The sequence below is a fragment of the Bacillus sp. BS1807G30 genome, assembly GCF_040047675.1.
Lineage (GTDB): Bacteria > Bacillota > Bacilli > Bacillales > Bacillaceae > Bacillus > Bacillus altitudinis.
Genome location: NZ_CP157353.1, coordinates 1,040,730 through 1,060,745 on the forward strand (window position 1 = coordinate 1,040,730; position 20,016 = coordinate 1,060,745).

Annotated in this window: 15 protein-coding genes; 9 read left to right on the plus strand and 6 right to left on the minus strand. The window is 42.6% G+C overall.

Going from position 1 to position 20,016, the window contains the following annotated elements; genetic code table 11:
- Window positions 1–5: 5 nt before the first annotated feature.
- Window positions 6–1,382, minus strand: a complete 1,377-nt coding sequence (locus tag ABG082_RS05280; RefSeq protein WP_212356537.1) for an MATE family efflux transporter — start codon at window positions 1,380–1,382, stop codon at window positions 6–8.
- Between the two features lie 113 nt (window positions 1,383–1,495).
- Between ABG082_RS05280 and ABG082_RS05285 the strand changes: the two genes are divergently transcribed.
- The 3 genes from ABG082_RS05285 to ABG082_RS05295 all read left to right on the plus strand — a co-directional run bounded on the left by ABG082_RS05285 (window position 1,496) and on the right by ABG082_RS05295 (window position 3,276).
- Complete coding sequence (locus ABG082_RS05285; protein WP_348936632.1) at window positions 1,496–2,362, plus strand: AraC family transcriptional regulator; 867 nt, start codon at window positions 1,496–1,498, stop codon at window positions 2,360–2,362.
- Between the two features lie 14 nt (window positions 2,363–2,376).
- On the plus strand, window positions 2,377–2,937 hold the full coding sequence (locus tag ABG082_RS05290; RefSeq protein ID WP_017360203.1) for a GNAT family protein: 561 nt from the start codon (window positions 2,377–2,379) through the stop codon (window positions 2,935–2,937).
- A 63-nt stretch (window positions 2,938–3,000) separates the two neighbouring features.
- Window positions 3,001–3,276 carry a hypothetical protein gene (locus ABG082_RS05295; protein ID WP_035700228.1) on the plus strand — a complete coding sequence of 92 codons (276 nt, stop codon included), beginning with the start codon at window positions 3,001–3,003 and terminating at the stop codon, window positions 3,274–3,276.
- Window positions 3,277–3,444: 168 nt separating this feature from the next.
- Here the strand turns inward: ABG082_RS05295 and ABG082_RS05300 are convergent, their stop codons facing one another.
- Window positions 3,445–3,981 carry a serine O-acetyltransferase gene (locus tag ABG082_RS05300; RefSeq protein ID WP_017360201.1) on the minus strand — a complete coding sequence of 179 codons (537 nt, stop codon included), beginning with the start codon at window positions 3,979–3,981 and terminating at the stop codon, window positions 3,445–3,447.
- A gap of 386 nt (window positions 3,982–4,367) precedes the next feature.
- Here ABG082_RS05300 and ABG082_RS05305 point away from each other — a divergent pair, with 386 nt between their 5' ends.
- Genes ABG082_RS05305 through ABG082_RS05330 form a run of 6 tightly spaced genes read left to right on the plus strand, consistent with a single transcriptional unit; the run spans window position 4,368 to window position 12,678 of the window.
- On the plus strand, window positions 4,368–5,714 hold the full coding sequence (locus ABG082_RS05305; RefSeq protein WP_017366989.1) for an aspartate aminotransferase family protein: 1,347 nt from the start codon (window positions 4,368–4,370) through the stop codon (window positions 5,712–5,714).
- Window positions 5,701–7,197 (plus strand): aspartate aminotransferase family protein, encoded by a 1,497-nt coding sequence (locus ABG082_RS05310; protein WP_272511382.1) that lies wholly within the window; start codon window positions 5,701–5,703, stop codon window positions 7,195–7,197. Before ABG082_RS05305 ends, ABG082_RS05310 begins: the two co-directional genes overlap by 14 nt.
- Window positions 7,194–8,975 carry an IucA/IucC family protein gene (locus tag ABG082_RS05315; protein WP_282833508.1) on the plus strand — a complete coding sequence of 594 codons (1,782 nt, stop codon included), beginning with the start codon at window positions 7,194–7,196 and terminating at the stop codon, window positions 8,973–8,975. The genes ABG082_RS05310 and ABG082_RS05315 overlap by 4 nt, the downstream gene beginning before the upstream one ends.
- Entirely contained in the window at window positions 8,972–9,526 is a 555-nt protein-coding gene (locus tag ABG082_RS05320) for a GNAT family N-acetyltransferase (RefSeq protein ID WP_008348567.1), read from the plus strand. Before ABG082_RS05315 ends, ABG082_RS05320 begins: the two co-directional genes overlap by 4 nt.
- Window positions 9,501–10,850, plus strand: coding sequence for a lysine N(6)-hydroxylase/L-ornithine N(5)-oxygenase family protein (locus tag ABG082_RS05325; protein ID WP_025207126.1), 1,350 nt, complete (start codon window positions 9,501–9,503; stop codon window positions 10,848–10,850). Before ABG082_RS05320 ends, ABG082_RS05325 begins: the two co-directional genes overlap by 26 nt.
- A gap of 13 nt (window positions 10,851–10,863) precedes the next feature.
- Entirely contained in the window at window positions 10,864–12,678 is a 1,815-nt protein-coding gene (locus ABG082_RS05330) for an IucA/IucC family siderophore biosynthesis protein (RefSeq protein ID WP_348936633.1), read from the plus strand.
- A gap of 45 nt (window positions 12,679–12,723) precedes the next feature.
- Here ABG082_RS05330 and ABG082_RS05335 read toward each other — a convergent pair whose 3' ends face one another.
- From ABG082_RS05335 to ABG082_RS05350, 4 genes are all read right to left on the minus strand, one after another.
- Entirely contained in the window at window positions 12,724–13,581 is an 858-nt protein-coding gene (locus tag ABG082_RS05335) for a GNAT family N-acetyltransferase (protein ID WP_348936634.1), read from the minus strand.
- A 97-nt stretch (window positions 13,582–13,678) separates the two neighbouring features.
- A complete protein-coding gene (locus ABG082_RS05340) occupies window positions 13,679–14,614 on the minus strand; it encodes a hypothetical protein (RefSeq protein ID WP_008348558.1) in 936 nt (311 codons plus the stop codon).
- 119 nt (window positions 14,615–14,733) lie between these two features.
- On the minus strand, window positions 14,734–18,162 hold the full coding sequence (gene metH / locus ABG082_RS05345; protein ID WP_348936635.1) for a methionine synthase: 3,429 nt from the start codon (window positions 18,160–18,162) through the stop codon (window positions 14,734–14,736).
- Window positions 18,146–19,987 carry a bifunctional homocysteine S-methyltransferase/methylenetetrahydrofolate reductase gene (locus ABG082_RS05350; protein WP_007499079.1) on the minus strand — a complete coding sequence of 614 codons (1,842 nt, stop codon included), beginning with the start codon at window positions 19,985–19,987 and terminating at the stop codon, window positions 18,146–18,148. The genes metH and ABG082_RS05350 overlap by 17 nt, the downstream gene beginning before the upstream one ends.
- Window positions 19,988–20,016 lie beyond the last annotated feature (29 nt).

Here is a 20,016-nt window from a genome sequence, read left to right on the forward strand (position 1 = left end):
CCTTTTTATGTGGAAGTAAACCGGTACTCCGTCCACACTCTTGAACGCCACCGCCTATACATGAAGATACCTCTTACCCATTCATCCACGATAAAAGAAATCCAAACCCCGATCAGGCCCATCTCAAGTTGAATGCCTAATAAATAAGCGATCGGAAGGCCGATGCCCCACATTGAAATCATCGCCATATAGACTGGAAACTTCGCGTCACCAGCTGCCCGCAAGGAGTTGATGATGACCATATTAAAAGAACGTCCAGGCTCTAAAATAATCGTCAATATGAGGAGGAGGCTCGCGATTTGAATGATCTCACTGTTGCTAGTGAAAAAAGTAAGTAAATGCGTCGATGATAAAGATAAAGCAGTAGAAGAAAGAAGCGAGATGGCAATGGCCCAGTATAAGCTTTTCATGCATCTTCGATAGGCCGCATCAAATTCTTTCGCCCCGATCAGGCGCCCAATTAAGATTTGCGTTCCTTGGCTAATGGCGGCACCAAATAACATAATGAACATCATCAAATTCTGGGTATAGACTTTTGCTGCCAGTGCTTGCGTGCCCATAAATGTGATAAACAGCGTAATAATCATTTGAGAGCCATTATAAGAAAGCTGTTCTCCAGCAGAAGGAATGCCGATTTTTAGCAGTTTTTTTAAATGCGTTCGCTGGATGTAAAACATTTGCTTGAATGAAAACTGCAATCCAATGCGGTGTCGAACAATGAGGATCATGGCAGTTAGACCGATCAACCGTGCAAATGATGTGGAAAGAGCAACACCCATGACACCTAATACAGGGAAGCCAAATGGTCCGAAGATGACCAAATAATTACCAGCAACGTTTAACAGATTCATACCGATGGTGACATACATCGTATCTCTCGTGAATCCATAGCTTTTTAAAATAGCACTATAGGTCATAATGAGCGCCTGTATAAAAGAAAGCAGGCCGACAATCTGTAAAAAGACGGTTGCATCTGGCATTAGCTCGCTTGATAATCCCATCATATGCAGGATGGGCACAGCTAACACAAACATAAGAAGACTGATCACAAAGCTAATGAGGAAGTTGGTGCCTAGTGATACATAGGCAACTTGGGTCGCTTCCTGCTTGCGGCCCGCTCCTAAAAGCTGCGCAATGACAATCGTCGTCCCAGTCGTAATGAAGCTGAACATCACAATCAATAGATTTAATAGCTGATTACTAACCCCTACTGCGGCAACACTATTGTCAGAATACTGGCTGAGCATCAGTGTATCTGCGCTGCCCATCAGCATATATAAAGAGATTTCGATAAAAATAGGCCAAGTTAATGCAAATAATGAAGGGTGGGATTTTTCACTTTTGGCTTGAACCTTTTGTATTGTGAGTGCTTGTGGTTTCATCACATCACCTTCTTTCGTATAAATCCGATTTATAGTGTACCTTGCATCGACTATAATAAGAAGAGATGAAACCGAAACTTATTGGAGAAATCCGACTTCATAAGGGGATGAATATGGGTCCATTTATTACATTTACTGTACCGCCATTTCCAGTCTATATTGCTTCAGGCAAAGGTGTATTCCACCCAGGAGAACGACATATCTCCAGAATTTTCACCGTGTTTGATCTTCTTTATGTCACGAAAGGTGAACTGTGGATCACAGAAGACGAGGTGCCTCATCACGTAAAAGAGGGAGAATATATCATCTTATCACCGGGACTTGCCCATGGTGGACATGTGCCATGCAAAGAAGAAACACTTTATGAGTGGCTGCATTTCTCAATTGATCCATTTGAGTTTACAGATCGGCCGAGAGAACACTGGTTTGACATGAAGCAAAATCAAGCCACTTTTGAAAAAGCAGCAAGCTATGAATTTCGTCTGCCCCGAAAAGGAAAAGTGAAAGGGGGAAGCGTGCTACAGAAGCATCTTTTAGCGATGCGCGCTTTAAATGATGATGCGTCTGAACTTCAGCTCAAAAAGCAGCTTCAATTTGAGGAAATGCTCATCCATTTACAAAAAGAAGCATTTCATATTCCAAGTGCAAAGGAGACTGTCGCTTCAGAAGTGGTTCACTATCTTGAACGTCATTTTACGCAAAAATTACAGATGGAGAAGCTGGCAGAGATTCTTCATTATCATCCTGATTACATGACAAGGTGCATGCAGACCGTGTACGGACTGACGCCGAGCCAGTACATCAATCGCCTCAAAATTGAAAAAGCCAAAAGCCTACTTGCTTCAACGAATGAAAAAATAGCTCTCATTGCAGAACATGTAGGCATTGATGACCCTACTTATTTTTCAAAGCTGTTTCGGCAAAATGAAGGAATGACGCCTATCGAGTATCGTCATCTTGCTAAAAGAACGACAAAGTAAAGGAACGTGAACAGATGAAAGGAAAAAAAGAAGAGATTGTGAGCATACGTCCATTAGACGAAACCGATTTAGAAGTGGTATGGCATTTAAGGTTTAAAGCACCAGACCAGGCCTATCGAAAGTGGAATGCACCGTATTTTATTGAACATGACATATCGCTTGCTGCATTTAAAAAACGCTATTTACAGGATGAATCTGTCCTGCCAAAACTATTTGGCATTGATGTAGGAGGTGAATTAAAGGGCACAGTTTCTTATTATTGGGAGAATGAACGCACACGCTGGCTGGAGTGCGGGATTCTTATTTATGACTCACGTTTTTGGAATGGGGGCGTTGGAACAAAGGCATTGCGTCTATGGATCGATGAACTCTTTTCACACATTGATATCCCACGCATCGGTCTGACCACCTGGTCTGGAAATGAACGCATGATGCGTTGCGCAGAGAAATGCGGGTTTATTCTTGAGGGAAGACTGCGTAAGGTTCGTTACTATCAAGGGGAGTATTATGATTCGATGCGGTATGGGATGCTGAGAGAAGAATGGCAAAGCCTTCCACACCATTCATTTGAATAGTTATTTTTAAGATTAGGAAAAAAGTATAGTAAGATTAAATAAATTGAAAAAGAAGGGTGGCGGATGAATGTGAAATGGATTACAGGTTGGTTTGTATCCATATTAGTCGCAATCTACCTATTCGTTGATGCACCAAAACACGGGAAAAATAAATGGTTATGGGCCATCTTAGGCCTTTTACTCGGGCTCTTCACACTTGGAATATATCTCATTCAAACAGGAAGAAAAGGGTTGGGCTGGACAGTACTGGTTGTGTCCATTTTCATCTATGCGATTGCCATCCTCGTCTTTGTCTTGTACTTTCTCATGCTGGTCTTCGGGTACTCCAACGCAAATTAGAGAGTACGGCTGTGTTGATTTGTTTCACTTCAAGTTGCTACCGATTGATGGTTTGATTGCGCCAAAGCATCTTAGGATCAATGGTGATGGGGCTCGGGCAGGATGATCCCCATGTTTATCCATCTTATTTTATCTCATGTGGCTCACTGCTTTGGTCAAGTAAGTCCTTCATAAAGAAGGGCTTTTTTCTTTTATTTTTTGAGCAGGGACACCTGCAATGACAATCCGCTCTTCATGAAAGGAGCGATTCACTACTGCATTTGCTCCGATGGAAATATGATTCGCAATATAAATGTTTCCAAACAGTTTAGCGCCAGGGCCGATCCATACATGATCTCCGATGACGGGCACATCTTTTTCATGATGGTTTTGACCGATATTCACGCCTTGATGAATATCACAAAACGCGCCGATTTTGGCGTGCTTGTTCACAATCAACAGCCCAGTATGGTTGATTCTGAGCCCAGGTCCAAATACACCAATTGGGATATCAAAGCCAAGCTGCATGCCTTTCTTTTTATGTAAGTAACGATAAAACCATTTGCGTAACGTAGCACCGCTATTCGTATAGTACTCATATTTTCGTAAATATCTTTGATATTTCCAGATATCATCCCCAAGCCACTTTGGTCTTTTTCGATTGATGGCAAGTGCTTTCTGATCTTGTGCCAAGTAGTGGTGAAGGTCATGCTTCGTTAAAATCATCAGATCTCCCTCGATTCCCTTTCGTTTCAGAGAAATTATACCATCATAACCATTTATATCAAGATAAAATGACGTTCATTTTTTGTTTTACTACATTCATTTCATTCGGCCGTCCCGTATCAAACAAGGGAGCTACAACGCATAGAGCAAAAGAACCAGGAAAATTGATTTGTAATTTTTTTCAACATTTTTCATCATCAAACGTTACATCGCCTTATGGCTGTAGATGTTTGGAATAAATACACGAAATTACTCGTTAAAAAGAGAATATAGCATTCATATGCTTTTAGAATCATCTTTTTGAATACAATTGACTTTCGTATCTTACATCCTCTAGGCTAGTAAATGAAAATGATAATCTTTATCAATTGGAGGAGTGTTTTATTATGTCCATCAAAACCGTTTCTAAAAATCAGCAATTTTTAGAGCAACAAAGTCAAAGAGAATCTAATGCAAGGTCTTACCCGAGACGGTTCCCATTAGCCATGCAAAAAGCCGAAGGTATGATCGTGACAGATGCAGATGGTAGAGAATTTTATGACTGCCTAGCAGGTGCAGGAACACTTGCCCTTGGTCACAATCACCCGGTTGTTATAGATGCTATTGAACGTATGCTTCATGAAAAAAGACCGTTGCATACGCTGGACATCACTTCAGAGATTAAAGAAGAATTTGTGAATGAGATTTTTTCTCACTTGCCAGAGGAGTTTGCAAAAAGAGCGAAAATTCAATTTTGTGGACCAACTGGTGGTGATGCTATAGAAGCAGCAATTAAATTAGTCAAGACAGCGACGGGAAATCGTTCCATTCTATCATTCCACGGGGCATATCATGGTGCTACGCATGGCACGATGTCATTAAGCGGCAACTTATCGCCAAAGGAAAGAGTACAAGGATTAATGCCAGATGTTCACTTCCTGCCTTATCCATATGAATACCGCTGCCCATTTGGAATTGGCGGTAAAGACTCACATCGCATTTCCAGCTCTTATATTGAGCGTGTATTAAATGACCCTGAGAGTGGAATTCTCCCGCCAGCAGGCATGATCTTTGAAGCGGTGCAAGGGGAGGGCGGCTCCATCCCGGCATCAATTGAATGGATACAAGAAATGAGACGAATCACAAAAGAAAAAGGAATTCCGCTGATTATTGACGAGGTTCAATCAGGCATCGGCCGAACTGGTAAGATGTTTGCCTTTGAACATGCTGGTATTGTGCCAGATGTCATTGTGTTATCAAAAGCAATTGGGGGAAGCCTTCCGCTATCCGTTGTGATTTATGACAAAGACTTAGATCAATGGAATCCAGGTGCACACATTGGCACGTTTAGAGGAAATCAAATGGCGATGGCAGCTGGAACTGCTACGCTTAAATATATAAAAGAAACCAATCTGCTTGATCATGTAGAAGCACTTGGTCAGCGTATGCAGGCCAATCTAAAAGACATTCAAAAACAAGTGCCTGCTCTCGGTGATGTGCGAGGAAGAGGATTAATGATTGGTGTTGAAGTTGTGAATCCAGATGAGAAACAGGATGTGGACGGCAGTTATCCAGCAAATCCAGAGCTAGCCAGTCTCATTCAAAAGAATTGTTTTGATAAAGGCTTAATTGTGGAGACAGGAGGCCGTTTTGGAAGTGTGATTCGATTCTTACCGCCTTTGATCATGACAGAAGAACAGCTTGAAAAAGTCATCACGATTTTTAAAGAGGCAGTTTACGATGCAGTCAACTAAACCATCTGTCGATTCATTATTTATTCAACAAAGCCAGCTTGGGAGGGAGTCCTTCCAAGCGGCTCTCTACACATCCATCGACAGTTTACTGGCAGAGTGGCAAACAAGCAGAGGACCGTATAGCGGAATATTGCCTGGGAAATTAGCGACTCATGTCGAATCGTTATTCCAGATTCAACCGGCTGGTGAATCCATTGAGTCTGTTTTTCAAGATATAAAAAATCACCTTTTACCGCATTTGGTTGATGTGTCACATCCTAAATGCCTGGCACATTTGCATTGCCCACCTCTTATCCCTGCTCTGGCAGCAGAGGTGATCGTAAGTTCCTTTAACCAATCAATGGATTCCTTTGATCAAAGCGGCATTGCATCTTTGGTTGAGGAGGAAATTCTCAAGTGGTTATGTGAAAAGTTTTCTTATGGAGAACGAGCAGATGGGACCTTTACGAGCGGTGGAACCCAATCTAACTACATGGGACTGCTTTTAGCAAGAGATGCATTTTGCGAAAACACTTGGCAATGGAATGTACAGCAGAAAGGGTTGCCGAGCGAGGCAAACCGTATGCGGATTCTTTGCTCCAAGAATGCCCACTTCACTGTGAAAAAATCAGCATCTCAGCTAGGTTTAGGTGAACAGGCTGTTGTGTTAGTTGAGACAGACGAACATCATCGAATGGACCTGCATGATTTGCAGAAGAAGCTTATGGAGCTTAAGGAGCAGGATTTGCTTCCATTTGCAGTCGTGGCGACTTGCGGGACAACTGATTTTGGCAGTATTGATCATGTACGTGACATATATGACATGGTGAAGCCTTTCGGTTTGTGGATTCATGCAGATGCTGCCTATGGAGGAGCGCTTGTATTAAGCAAAACCTTCCGAGGAAAATTAGATGGCATCGAGCTTGCTGATTCGATCACGATCGACTTTCACAAGCAATTTTATCAGCCGATCTCCTGCGGGGCATTTCTACTAAAGGATAAAAGACATTTTGGTTTGATTGATTACCATGCAGATTATCTCAATCCAAAGGAAGATGAACTGGAAGGCATTCTGCATCTCGTGAATAAATCTGTTCAGACGACGCGCCGGTTTGATGCGCTAAAACTCCTTCTCTCTCTGCGTATGATTGGAGAAGAAGGATTTGCAAGTATCATTGACCATACCATCCATTTTGCGAAAGATGTGGCTACGTTGATTGAGAAAAATGAGCATCTTGAGGTGATCAATCCTGATCCAGAAATCAATGCAGTCGTGTTCCGTTTTATGGATGATCATCAAGCAGATGACATTAATAAAATCATTCATCGCACACTTTTCCAAACAGGAACGGCTGTCGTAGCAAAAACAGTAGCCGATGGTCAAACATGCTTAAAATTCACTTTGTTAAATCCGAGAACGACTATTACACATATTGAGGAAATCCTTTCTGACATTGTTGATATCGGGATCGCTCATATTCAATCCGGGAGGGTACTACGTTGAGTCAATATAAACAAATGGCTGAAAATGCAACGATGCAAAGCTTTTTAAACTGTTTTTTACGTGAAACAGGAATTGATCGATCTGCAAAGAAAGAGACAAAAGCAGACGGCTCACTTGTATTTGTAGCAGCATTAGCAAAACAAGATCTTGAGCTTGTCATTCCGATTCGATATTTTTCGCCTGTAGGCCGTCATCTCTTTGATTTTCCCGTTCGCTTTCGCCCGCAAGGCAGTGAGCAACAGGGAACGATCGTCGATTACACCACACTTGTTGCTTTATGTTCAAAGGAACTTCTCATTGAATACGGCCGCACAGATGCAGAGGATGAGTTCATGCTTCGCATCATTTTAAGCTGCCGGAATATTGAACGATTCATCAGAGAGAGAGAAAGTGATCGAGCAGCTCTTTCTTCAGCTGATTTTGAATATATCGAAGCGGAGCAGTCACTCCTTCTTGGGCATTTAACGCATCCTACACCAAAAAGCAGACAAGGAATGACAGAAGAGGAGGAAGCTATTTATTCTCCTGAGCTGAAAGGCTCTTTCCAGCTTCATTACTTTAAAGCACATCCGTCAATTGTGCTTCAGGATTCTTCAATTTCACAGTCTGCGGCAAGCCTCATGTTTGAGGAGCTTATGCGCCAGATGCCAGAAGAAAAAGAGAGACTGACGACGTTAACAGAAGGCGGTGAATATGTCCTGATTCCGATTCATCCGCTGCAAGTCCAAGTGGTGATGGAGAAAGCGTTCGTCAAGCGTTATATAGAGGACGGAAAGCTGGCGTATTTAGGGCCGCTAGGGTCTGAATACACAGCGACATCTTCCTTTAGAACGGTCTATCAAAAAGACTCTGCGTACATGCTCAAATTCTCTGTCCCTGTAAAGATCACAAACTCTTTACGCGTTAACAAACAAAAGGAACTTGATCGCGGAGTTGAGATGTCTCGTATCTTAAAAACAGAATTAGGCGTTTCTTTATATGACAAATTCTCTGGATTCCGTGTGATTGAAGATCCTGCGTATCTATCTATTCAAGGGGATGAGGCGGAATCTGGCTTTGAAGTCGTCATTCGTCAAAATCCATTTTTGCATCATGAAAAAGAGGCAAGCTTAATTGCAGGGCTATGTCAGGATCATGCATACGGAGGAAAATCAAGGCTTTCAGGCATTATCCATGAATTAGCAGACGCTGAAGGCAGATCAACAGAAGATGTTAGCCGTGATTGGTTCACACAATATTTATCGATTGCGTTAGAGCCGATGCTTTGGTTGTTTGAAACGTATGGTCTTGCCCTTGAAGCCCATCAGCAAAATGCTGTCGTACAGCTAAAGAATGGATATCCGCACACATTCTATTATCGTGACAATCAAGGCTACTATTATAGCGAATCGAAAAAGGATCAGCTTGCGAAGCTTGTTCAAAACTTAAGCGTCAGAAGTGAAACCATTTGTGCAGACGATGTAGCGGTTGAGAGACTGCGTTACTATTTCTTCTTTAATCATTTGTTTGGTCTTGTGAATGGTTTTGGTACAGAGGGGCTTGCACAAGAAGAAGATTTATTAGCCCTGATTAGAGACACACTGATTGCGCATGAAGAGACATATGGTGCATCTGAGCTGACGAACAGTCTTCTCCGGTCACAGGAGCTGCCTTCAAAAGCGAACTTACTCACACGGTTTGAGGATATGGATGAACTGACAGGTTCTTTAGAAACGCAATCTAGGTACACGTCTGTATTGAATCCGCTCTTTTTACATAAGGAGGCGCTGATTGGATGAGGCATCGAATTGGGTTCATTCGCGCTGAATATGAACGGGACGTCCAGCTTGTCCACAAGTGGATGCAAGAAGAGTATGTCCACCCATTTTGGCATTTGAATATTCCATTTCCTGCTTTTGAAAAGCACTTTTATCAGGCCATTCATGATCCGCATCAAACCCTTTATTTAGGAACCATTGATGGCACGCCGATGAGCTATTTTGAAGCATACAATGTGAAAGGGGATATCATTGAATCGTACTATCAGCCTTCTCCGCATGATCAAGGCATTCACCTGTTAATTGGAGAGCCAGATTATGTAGGGAAAGGATTTGCGGCTCCGCTGCTTCAAGCCATGACAGCATTTCAGTTTGAGCAGAACAAACGAACAGAAAAAATCGTGGCTGAGCCAGATATTCGGAACGAAAAAATGATTCATGTCTTTGAAAAGTGTGGATTCGAACGTGTGAAACCAGTCACTTTACCAGATAAAACAGGTCTTTTAATGTTTTGTCATCGAGATCGATTTGAAAGGAAGTATAACCATGACGCGGTTCAACAAGCAAAATAATGTAGTGGATGTCATTGGGATTGGCATTGGACCATTTAACCTAGGGCTTGCTGCATTATCTGAAGAAGTAAACGAAATTGACGCTTTGTTTTTTGAAAGAAGTGAAGCGTTCCACTGGCATCCAGGTATGCTCATTGAAGGGACAACACTTCAAGTCCCCTTTTTAGCGGATCTTGTCAGTATGGCGGATGTGAAAAGCAAATATAGCTTTCTCAACTATTTGCAGGAACAAAACCGTTTGTATTCATTTTACTTTCTAGAAGACTTCCATATCCCGCGCAAGGAATATAGCCATTATTGCCGCTGGGTCGCGGATCAATTAGATTCTTGCCGATTTGGCATGAATGTCGAATCTGTCTCCATTGTTGAAAAAGCTGGAGAAAAACGATATGAAGTGCATGTCCGTCATGTGAAAGATCAAACGGTAGAGGTGTTTGAAAGTAAGCATCTTGTTTTAGGTATCGGCACACAGCCTGCGGTACCAGCACCTCTTCAGCCAGCTTTAGGGGATCGGGTGTTTCATTCTGCTGATTACTTGAAACGAAAGAAAGAAGGCTGTTTTAAAGGAAAATCCGTGACGGTCATCGGTTCTGGTCAAAGTGCGGCAGAAGTATTCTATGACATTTTATCAGACGATGAGGCGAAGGATATTCATTGGTTTACACGCTCTAAAGGGTTTTTCCCAATGGAATATTCAAATTTGGGTCTTGAGTATTTCTCTCCAGACTATATTGATTTCTTTTATGAGCTTCCGCAACCTAAAAAAGATGCGCTATTAAAGCAGCAAGATTTGCTGTATAAAGGCATCAGCTCAGCGATGATCCGAGATATTTATCACTTGCTTTATGAACGTTCTGCTTGCGGAGAGCAGCTGAACACCGTGTTGCAGGCGATGACGGAGGTCAATTTGATTGAGGAAACGAGGGACGGCTTATCGCTTTCATGCAATCAATGGGTCAAAGAGGAATCCTTTACGCATGAGACAGACATTGTCGTCTTGGCAACGGGCTATCAATCTGTATTACCGCCATTTATTGATCCGATTTCCCATCATATTCAGTGGGATCATCAAGGACGCTTCCAGGTTGAACGTGAATATCGATTGAAAACAAATACTTTAGGTGAAAATGATATTTTTGTACAAAATGCAGAGCTTCATACACATGGAGTAGGCGCACCAGATTTAGGGCTAGGGGCGTACCGAAACAGTGTCATTATCAATGAACTGGCTCGTCGACCTGTGTATCCACTTTATCAAAAGCATGTTTTCCAGACATTCGGTACACATAAACACGCAAATACATTTGAAGAAATCAAAGGGTAAGGAGGATGAACCGATGAGTGTACAAGATGAATTGAAAAAAGCGGTCAATCCTGCTGCTTGGAAAAAAGCAAACCAGCGAATGGTGGCAAAAATGCTGTCCGAATATATGTATGAGGATATGCTTCATCCCGTTCAGCTAGATCATCAGGATGGCATCGCCCAATACGAATTAATCATTCACGAACAGAAGAAATATCGTTATCTCGCAAAACCTCGTTTGTTTGATAGTTTTGATACGATTGCTGAATCGATCGAGTGCTGTCAAGACGGAACGTGGACAAAGGATGTTAGTGCCATTGTGTTTTTACTAGACATTCAGCCGATCATCCCAATGTCTTCTGAAACAACTGGCCATCTGATCAAAGAGCTTCACCATACCTTGTTAGCTGATGTTCATTTGCTGTCGAAAAAAGCACTTCGTGCAGATGAGCTGACGGATACAGATTACGCATGGATTGAAGGTGAGATGACTGGCCATCCGTGGATCGTCTATAACAAAGGGCGTATTGGGTTCAGCTACGATGATTACTTAGCCTATGCACCTGAAAGGCAGGAAAGTGTGCAGCTGTCTTGGATTGCTGTTCACCGAGAACTTGCGACATTCCATGCGGTCGATCATGAGAACTATGAGCACATCATTGCCAAAGAATTAGACGAAGTCACGATTCGTCAATTCCAACGTGTGTTAAAAGATGAAGGGCTGAATGCGGCTGATTATTATATGATGCCTGTTCATAAATGGCAGTGGACGCATATGATCATCCAGCATTTCCCCGAAGATTTGGCCATGCGCCGTATCGTGTATTTAGGAGAAGGGCTGGATCAATATATTCCACAGCAATCGATCAGAACCTTTACAAACATCTCAAATAAAGGCAAGCATCATATTAAACTGCCAATGAGTATTTTAAATACGCTAGTGTACCGGGGGCTCCCATCAGAACGTACGGTTATTGCGCCACGTATTACAGCGCATATTAAAGGAATTGCCGATCAAGACGCCTTTTTATCCGATGTATACCGCGTGATTTTACCAGGTGAGAATGCGAGTATCAATGTGGATCATCCTTATTACAGCAAGCTACCTGGTGCGCCATATCAATACCTTGAAATGCTTGGGGTCATTTTTAGAGAAAGCATTTATACGTATTTAGATGAAGGGGAGAGCCCTGTTACGCTGGCGGCACTGACTTATGAGGATCATGAAGGCGAGCCTTATCTAAAGCAGCTCATTGAAAAATCGGGTCTGTCAGCAAAAGAATGGATGGCGTCATTCTTCCATGTTGTCATGCCGCCGCTTCTGCACTTTATGTATCAATATGGCACGGTGTTTTCACCGCACGGACAAAATACAATTCTTGTATTAAAAGATCACAAGCCGCATCGTTTGGCCATCAAAGATTTTGTTGATGATGTGAACATTAGTGATCAACCGCTGCCTGAATTGGCTTCATTAGAAGAAGATCTAAAGGAAGTGCTGCGTAGTGAGCCGCCTGAGGGTCTTGTACAATTTATTTTTACAGGCCTGTTTATTTGCAATCTTCGTTACGTGTCAAACGTGTTAGACAATCACAATCTGTTAGATGAAACGACGCTTTGGCGCTTGCTTGCAGAAGAAATTCAGCAGTATCAAAAGCAATTTCCACAGCTAAAAGATCGTTTTGCTTTATTTGATCTATTCCAGCCTCAGCTGACAAAGCTTTGCTTAAACCGTAATCGCATGATTGATTATGGTTATGGAGATGGAGATGACCGGCCGCATGCATCAGAGCATGGCAAGGTCACAAATGCACTCGCTCAAGTTCTCTCATCCGTAGGCGAAAAGTAAATAAGAAAAGCTGTAGACAACATCTGTCTACAGCTTTTTGATTTTTTAAGAAAATGCTTGTGAGGCCAGGAAATAGAGAAGCGCCGGATCATTCTGCTTTTCGTTCCCGCGAATCATCATAAAATGTGCGACGTTTGTTTTCGTAAATCCTGCTTCTACAAGTGATGCATGCAGCCGTTCAGCTGTTTCTTCCTGCATATCTATACGAAAGGCGCCAGAATAAGACGTGAGAAGTGATTGAATGAGTGATAGCGCCGTTTGTTCATCGTTTGCTGCAAGCGGGCCAATCATCAGATTAGCTGGTGTTTCCACACCAAACGCGAAGCCGGTGATTTCGTGGTGTTCATCCTTTGCGATCAGTTTAAATGCTGCTCGCTCCATTCGTTTTATTAAGAAGTTTGATCGATTGGTCCCTGCGCCTTTTTCATCCAGCCTTTCAATAGACGGGAGGTGCGTTTCATCAGCGGGAAAAAGATGAATCTGATGTGACGGATGAAGCGCACTAGGATTTGTTTTTTGTGCTTTGTATGTATGAATATAACCGGCTGTCTGAAAGCCGATTTTTTCATAAACTGGCTGTCCTTGTACAGTAGCCGTTAAAACGACAGGGACACTTGGATCACTATGACGAAGCAGTGTGTCAATCATTTGACGGGCAAGACCGAGGCCTCGATGTGTCTCAGATACAATGACCGCTCCAATTGATGCCACACTGTCATACTGAAAAAGTCCAGCGCATGAAATGACTTGTCCGTCAGTTGTTGTAAAACCGGTAAAATGTCCATTTGTTAAAAGAGATGTGAGCTCTTCCGCATTGTAATCAGGCCAGTCGACCTCTTTTGACAATGCGACAAGGTCTGGTATGTCATCAAGGGTTAAAGATCGTTGAATAACGTTTGGCAATACACGCAACTCCTTCTTCGATGATTTCTCTACATGTATCGTACCATAAGAACGCATAAGAAAAAGGAAAAGGGAGCACCTTTTCCTTTTGTATAGTTTAATAATTGAGGTCACGATTGTATTCATATTCAAAGGTGAGCTGTAAGTTCTTAATTGAGACAACGCCTACTTTGATTAACCGTCCACCGATTAATTGAGGAACCTCGGTTGCATTAAAAGAAACAAAAAAGCGGTCTTTTGCCGGCACTTGACTTGTTTTATAAGAAGAGATGTCAACTTTTTGACCGTTCCAAGGTACGTTCACTGTTCCGCCTTTTAAGGAAGAGACCGTGAATACATAATTATATGCATTTGTACTACCTTTTTCAGCTTCTAATGACAGGCCAGTGACAACGGCATCCTGCGGCAAGCTGCTTAAATCAAAAGAAGAATTGGGAGATCCGGCTTCATTGAAACTATTCAATGTGGCAGGTGATCCATATCGTTTGGTTGTGCCTTTTTCAATACTTTTATCAAAGACAATACGATACATGTTGTCCTCTTCATTTAATAATTGCTTTGGTTTGACGGCTAAGTAGTAGTCAGTGCTTGCGGCAATTTTCGGCATATGGATGATTTCATTTTGGTTGTTTGTTCGCACAGAGGAAGACACGAGTGACCCGCTCTGATTGTAAAGATAAAGATCGAAATCATTTCCAGCTTTCACATTGACGAGTTTGATAGAAAAGCGGCCATCTGCTCCATCAAATTTAGAGCTGGTGAACCGATAAAAATCAATGTCATTCATAGAAGAGATACTGCCTTCGTGATATAAATAGGTCTTGTTTAGATGAAGAGAGTGCTGTAAGAATTGAGCTTTGTCCATCGTATCATTGTTTGCATAATCACTGTCTGGATACAGATGCTCCAATTCTTCTGTATAATATTTTGTTTGTTTCGTAGAAGTTTCACTCGCTTGTGCAGGTGATTGGAAAAGAGGGCTAGCGATAAAGAGGCCTGTAAGCAATAAAACCCCGATCTTCTTTTTGAACATGACAAACATCTCCTTTTAAGTAAATGACTTTCATTTGTAATATCGGTAAATAAACGTAATTTTTCATATTTATGTCATTTTTAATGATAAAAAGAACCTCCTGGAATGGAGGTTCTTTGTTAGTGAACGTTAAAATATCGAGCTTCGGGGTGAGAAACGACAATGGCTGAAACGGATGCTTCAGGCTCCATCATAAACCCTTCTGTGAGATGAATCCCGATTTTTTCTGGCTGCAGCAGGTGGAATAGTTTTTCTTGGTCTTCTAGATTAGGGCACGCTGGATAGCCAAAGGAATAGCGCTGACCTTGATATTTGGCTTGGAATCGTTTCTCCATCGTGAAATCGACTGGGTCTGGGAATCCCCATTTATCACGAATTACTTGGTGCGTTCGTTCAGCCAATCCTTCTGCAAGCTCAAGTGCTAAAGCTTGGACAGCATGCATTTTTAAATAGTCACCCTCTTGTTTAAATTGCTGCGCAACCTCTCGTATGCGGGCACCAGCCGTCACTGCAAATAAGGCGATATAATCTTTCTCGTTCTCTCCGCTTTTCCGCACATAATCAGAAATAGACCGGTACGGAAGTTTTTCCTGTCTTGGAAATTGGAATGTCTCAATGACGCGGTCAGGCGCTTCTGGATCATAGATATGCAGATCATTCCCATTTGAACTGGCAGGGAAGAATTGATAGACAAATGCAGGTGCAAACCAGTTTTTCTCTCTGCCTTCTTGAAGAAGATCTGTGATCAGCTGTTTTAACTCCAATGCTTTTGGATGCTGTTCAGCCAAGAGCTTTTTGACCTTTCCTTTTAAACCGAGGTGATGGCCGATCAGCATTTGCTCATTGACATAGGGCATTATGTGGTGCAAATCAATATCCCGTACATAATGGCGTTTCGTATTTTCTGGCGTGAAAATGGCTGCCTCCGGAAGTGTAGCGCGTTTTTCTAGTAATTCAATCACGGCTTTTGGCTGCGTTGTTTCTTTTTCCTTATGGAGTGCTTCTTGGTCCTCTAAGGGTTTTGTTTGAAATTGTAGAGGATTCGCTCTTAATTCATTCGCTAAAGACAGGCCGTCCATTGCATCTTTGGCGTAAAGGACGGGGCCATCATATTGAGGCGAAATTTTCATCTTCGTAAACTTCCGTGAAAGCGCCGCGCCGCCCACCAAAATGGGAACAGAGATGTTTGCCTTTTGTAAATCTTGAGCGGTCAAGACCATTTGCTGTGCTGATTTGACAAGTAAACCTGATAGTCCAATCATATCTGGCTTTTCTTTTTGCACCGCTTCAATCAATGTTTGTGGGGTTACTTTGATTCCGAGATCGACCACGTGAAAGCCATTATTGCTCAAAATGATGTCGACCAGGTTTTTCCCTATATCATGGACATCTCCTTTGACGGTGGCGAGGAGAATCTTCCCTTTGCCGCTTGCGTCCTGCCTTTCCATATATTGCTCAAGGTATGAAACTGATGCTTTCATGACCTCAGCGGATTGAAGCACTTCAGCTACGATCAATTCGTTTTGATTAAAAAGCCGGCCAACCTCTGACATTCCCTGCATTAATGGTCCATTGATGATATGAAGAGGTGATTCAAATTTTTCCAAAGCAAGAGCAAGGTCATCAATCAGTCCTTCTTTCGTCCCTTCGACGACATAGAGTGCCAGTCTTTCATCAAGCGATAAGGAGATCTTTGGTTTTTTCTCTGTTTTCTTTTTCCCGCGATAAAATTGTGTGAACTCAGCAAGGGTTTGATCATTTGTTTCATAAAGTAAAGTTTCAGCCAGCTTGATTTCTTCCTTTGGAATTGAAGCGAAGCGTTCAAGCTTTTCAGTATTCACGATCGCATAATCAAGCCCTGCTTTGACGCAGTGATACAAATAAACTGCATTCAATATTTCTCTACCAACTGGCGGGAGTCCGAAAGACACGTTACTAATGCCTAAAATGGTGAGACATTCAGGCAGTGCTGATTTGATTCGCTCAATGCCTTTAATCGTCTCTTCAGCAGCACCAATATACTGTTCGTCTCCAGTACCTACTGGAAAGACAAGAGGATCAAAAATGATATCACTCGCAGGGATTCCATATTTTTTCGTGAGCAGGTCATGGGATCTTACGGCAATCTCAAGTTTTCGATCTGCTGTGACGGCCATCCCTGTTTCATCGATTGTTCCAACAACAAGTGCGCCGCCATATAGCTTGACAAGCGGAAGAATCTCTTCAAAGCGCTCTTCTCCATCCTCTAAATTAATAGAATTAATAATGGCTTTTCCTTGAGAATACATGAGTGCTTTTTCGATGACATGTTTATCGGTTGAATCAATGACAAAAGGAGCTTTCACTTTTTTCATGGCTTCTTTTAAAAAGCCTTCCATGTCTGCTGTCTCATCACGATCAGGATCTGCTAGACACACATCAATGACGTGAGCGCCATTTTTTACTTGAGCACGAGCAATTTCTGCTGCCTCTTCAAACTTTTGTTCTGCAATGAGCCGTTTGAATTTGCGTGAACCAATGACATTTGTGCGCTCACCAACAAAGAGGGGGCGCATCGCTTCTTCATAAATGAGGGGCTCGATTCCTGATACGGTATGCGGTGATGACTCATGTGTCATGCTGCGGGGCTGAAGCGAACGTACTTCATCTGACAATGCCTGAATATGTGCAGGCGTTGTACCGCAGCAGCCGCCGACGATATTTAACCAGCCTTCTTTTGCAAAAGCGGCGATTTTTTTAGCAAGCGAAGCAGGGGATTCGTGATATTGCCCTTCTTCATCTGGGAGACCAGCGTTTGGATAGCAGCTGACAGCCGACTTTGAGATGGAGGAGAGTGTACGGATATGGTCTGTCATAAATTCTGGACCAGTTGCACAGTTTAGGCCGACGCTGATTGGTTTCATATGCTCAAGTGAGATATAAAAGGCTTCAATATCTTGGCCTGCAAGGGTAGTGCCCATCGGCTCAATCGTACCTGACACCATCAGTGGCAGCTCAATACCGGTCGCTTGAAAGGCTTCTTGAATGCCTTTAAATCCAGCTTTGACATTCAACATGTCTTGACTCGTTTCTAAAAGAAGAGCATCACATTTCCCATCAATCAGGGCGCGGGCTTGTTCTTCATAATTTGCAACGAGCTCTTCAAACGTTGTGCCGCCTGTTACGGATAATGTTTTTGTAGTGGGCCCCATTGCGCCTACAACAAAGCGGGGCCACTCTGGTGTGGACAAACGGTCTGTTTCACGCTTTGCCAGCTGAGCTGCTTTTACGTTCAATTCATAGGCGAGGTGGCCAAGTCCATATTCATCGAGAACGAGCTTCGTCGCGCCGAATGTATTTGTTTCGATTAAATCTGCACTTGCTTCAAGATATTGCCGGTGGATCGTGGAGATAATATGAGGGGCTGTGACGTTCAAATATTCGTTACAGCCCTCATACTCTTCTCCGCCGAAATCCTCTGCTGTGAGATCGGCGTTTTGAATCATTGTGCCCATTGCACCGTCAAGGACGAGGATGCGTTTTTTGAGCTGTTCAGTGATAGTTGGCATGGATGTTTGGCTCCTTTTCTTTCTGATGGATGTAAGTTGTCAGTTCTGCTGTTAAATCTGATCGAAGGAAAGGGGTAATTAAATAGATGCCATTAAACAATTCACAGGCTGTATCTAATAAAGAACGGGCAATGGCTAATCCTTCTGTCCGCTGCTTTTCTTTATCTTCGCCTGCCTTGGCCATAATCTCACGAATCGAGTCAGACAATTTAATGCCGGGAATTTCATGATGAATAAACTCAGCATTTCGGCTGCTTGTCAGCGGCATAATACCGATGTAAATCGGTTTATCCAAATGTCGGCTTTCTTCATGAATCTTCACAAGCTGTTCCTCAGAGTATACAGGTTGTGAAATAAAATAATCGGCACCGTATTCGATTTTCTTCTCGAGGCGTTTGACCGCTTTATCAATATGACGGACATTTGGATTAAACGCGCCAGCCACTGAAAAATTGGTTTTTTTCCCGAGCGGCTTCCCAGAGAAAGATAGTCCCTCGTTAAATTGTTTGATCAGACGGATCAAATCAAAGGAGGTTAAATCATACACAGATGTCGCACCTGGGAAGTCTCCAATTTTAGACGGATCGCCTGTGATGGCTAAAATATCGGTTAGTCCAAGTGTGTCCAGTCCCATTAAGTGGGATTGGAGTCCAATCAAATTGCGATCACGACATGTGATATGGACAAGTGAACGCATATCAAGCTGCTGTTTTAATAAAGCGCCGCATGCCACATTGCTAATACGCGGGGTAGCTAGAGAGTTATCGGCCAGCGTGAGGGCATCAATGCCAGCACTTTTTAATTCGTTCGCTGCGACAAGGAATTTTTCAAAGTTCAGCTTCTTCGGCGGGTCCAGCTCGACGATAATCGAACGTTTTTTCACAGCCAGCTCGTCAAGACCTGGTTCTGTCCGTTGATCTTGGATCGAAATGATTTCTTCTTTTAATACTTTCACTTCTTTTTCGGTGATAGGTGCTAAATCTTTGACCGCCTCTGCCATGGCGCTTATATGCTGAGGGGTTGTTCCACAGCAGCCTCCAATGATTCGTGCGCCCTGATTTCTAAACTCAAGTGCACTTTTTCGGAAATAATCATTATCTGTATCATAGACGAGTCTGCCTTCTTCAAGGGAGGGGAGACTGCTGTTTGGATAGACAGATAAATGAGAATTTTCCAAAAGTGGAACACCTTCAAGTGCCTGAATCATATGATAAGGGCCTAATCGGCAGTTAATGCCGACGACATCAGCGCCAAGTGAGGATAATTCAGATAAACCGTCTTTTAGCGGTGTACCGTCCTGCAATACACCTTGCTCATGCATGGAGACGTTCATGACAATCGGAAGCGCTGTTTCTTTGCGAGCAATCTCAAGAACGGCTTTTGCTTCTTCAATATCGTAATATGTTTCAAGCAGTAATCCATCAGGCTCTTCATTTAAAAGGATATAGAGCTGTTCTCTAAAGCTCCGTTTAATCTCGTCTAAAGAGTAGGCATTTTTGTTAAATGTTCGAATGCCGCCGATCGTTCCGAGGACATAAGCTGAGCCAGCGGCTGCTTTGGCAATTTGTACAGCTTTTGTGTTAATGCGTTTTGTTTCTTCTTCTAAACCGTAGCGGGATAGTTTAATATAATTCGCACCGTATGTGTTCGTTTGAATAATGTCCGCTCCAGCTTGCACATATGCCTCGTGCACTCTTTTGACTTCATCTTCTTTTGATAAATTTAATTCTTCAAAGCAGCGGTCAATGCCATAAGAGTATAAAAGTGTTCCCATTGCTCCATCAGCAATCAGTACGCGATTTTGTAAGTCTTGTAATAGGCCCATTGGTTTCCTCCTTATTTCTATGTAACAAA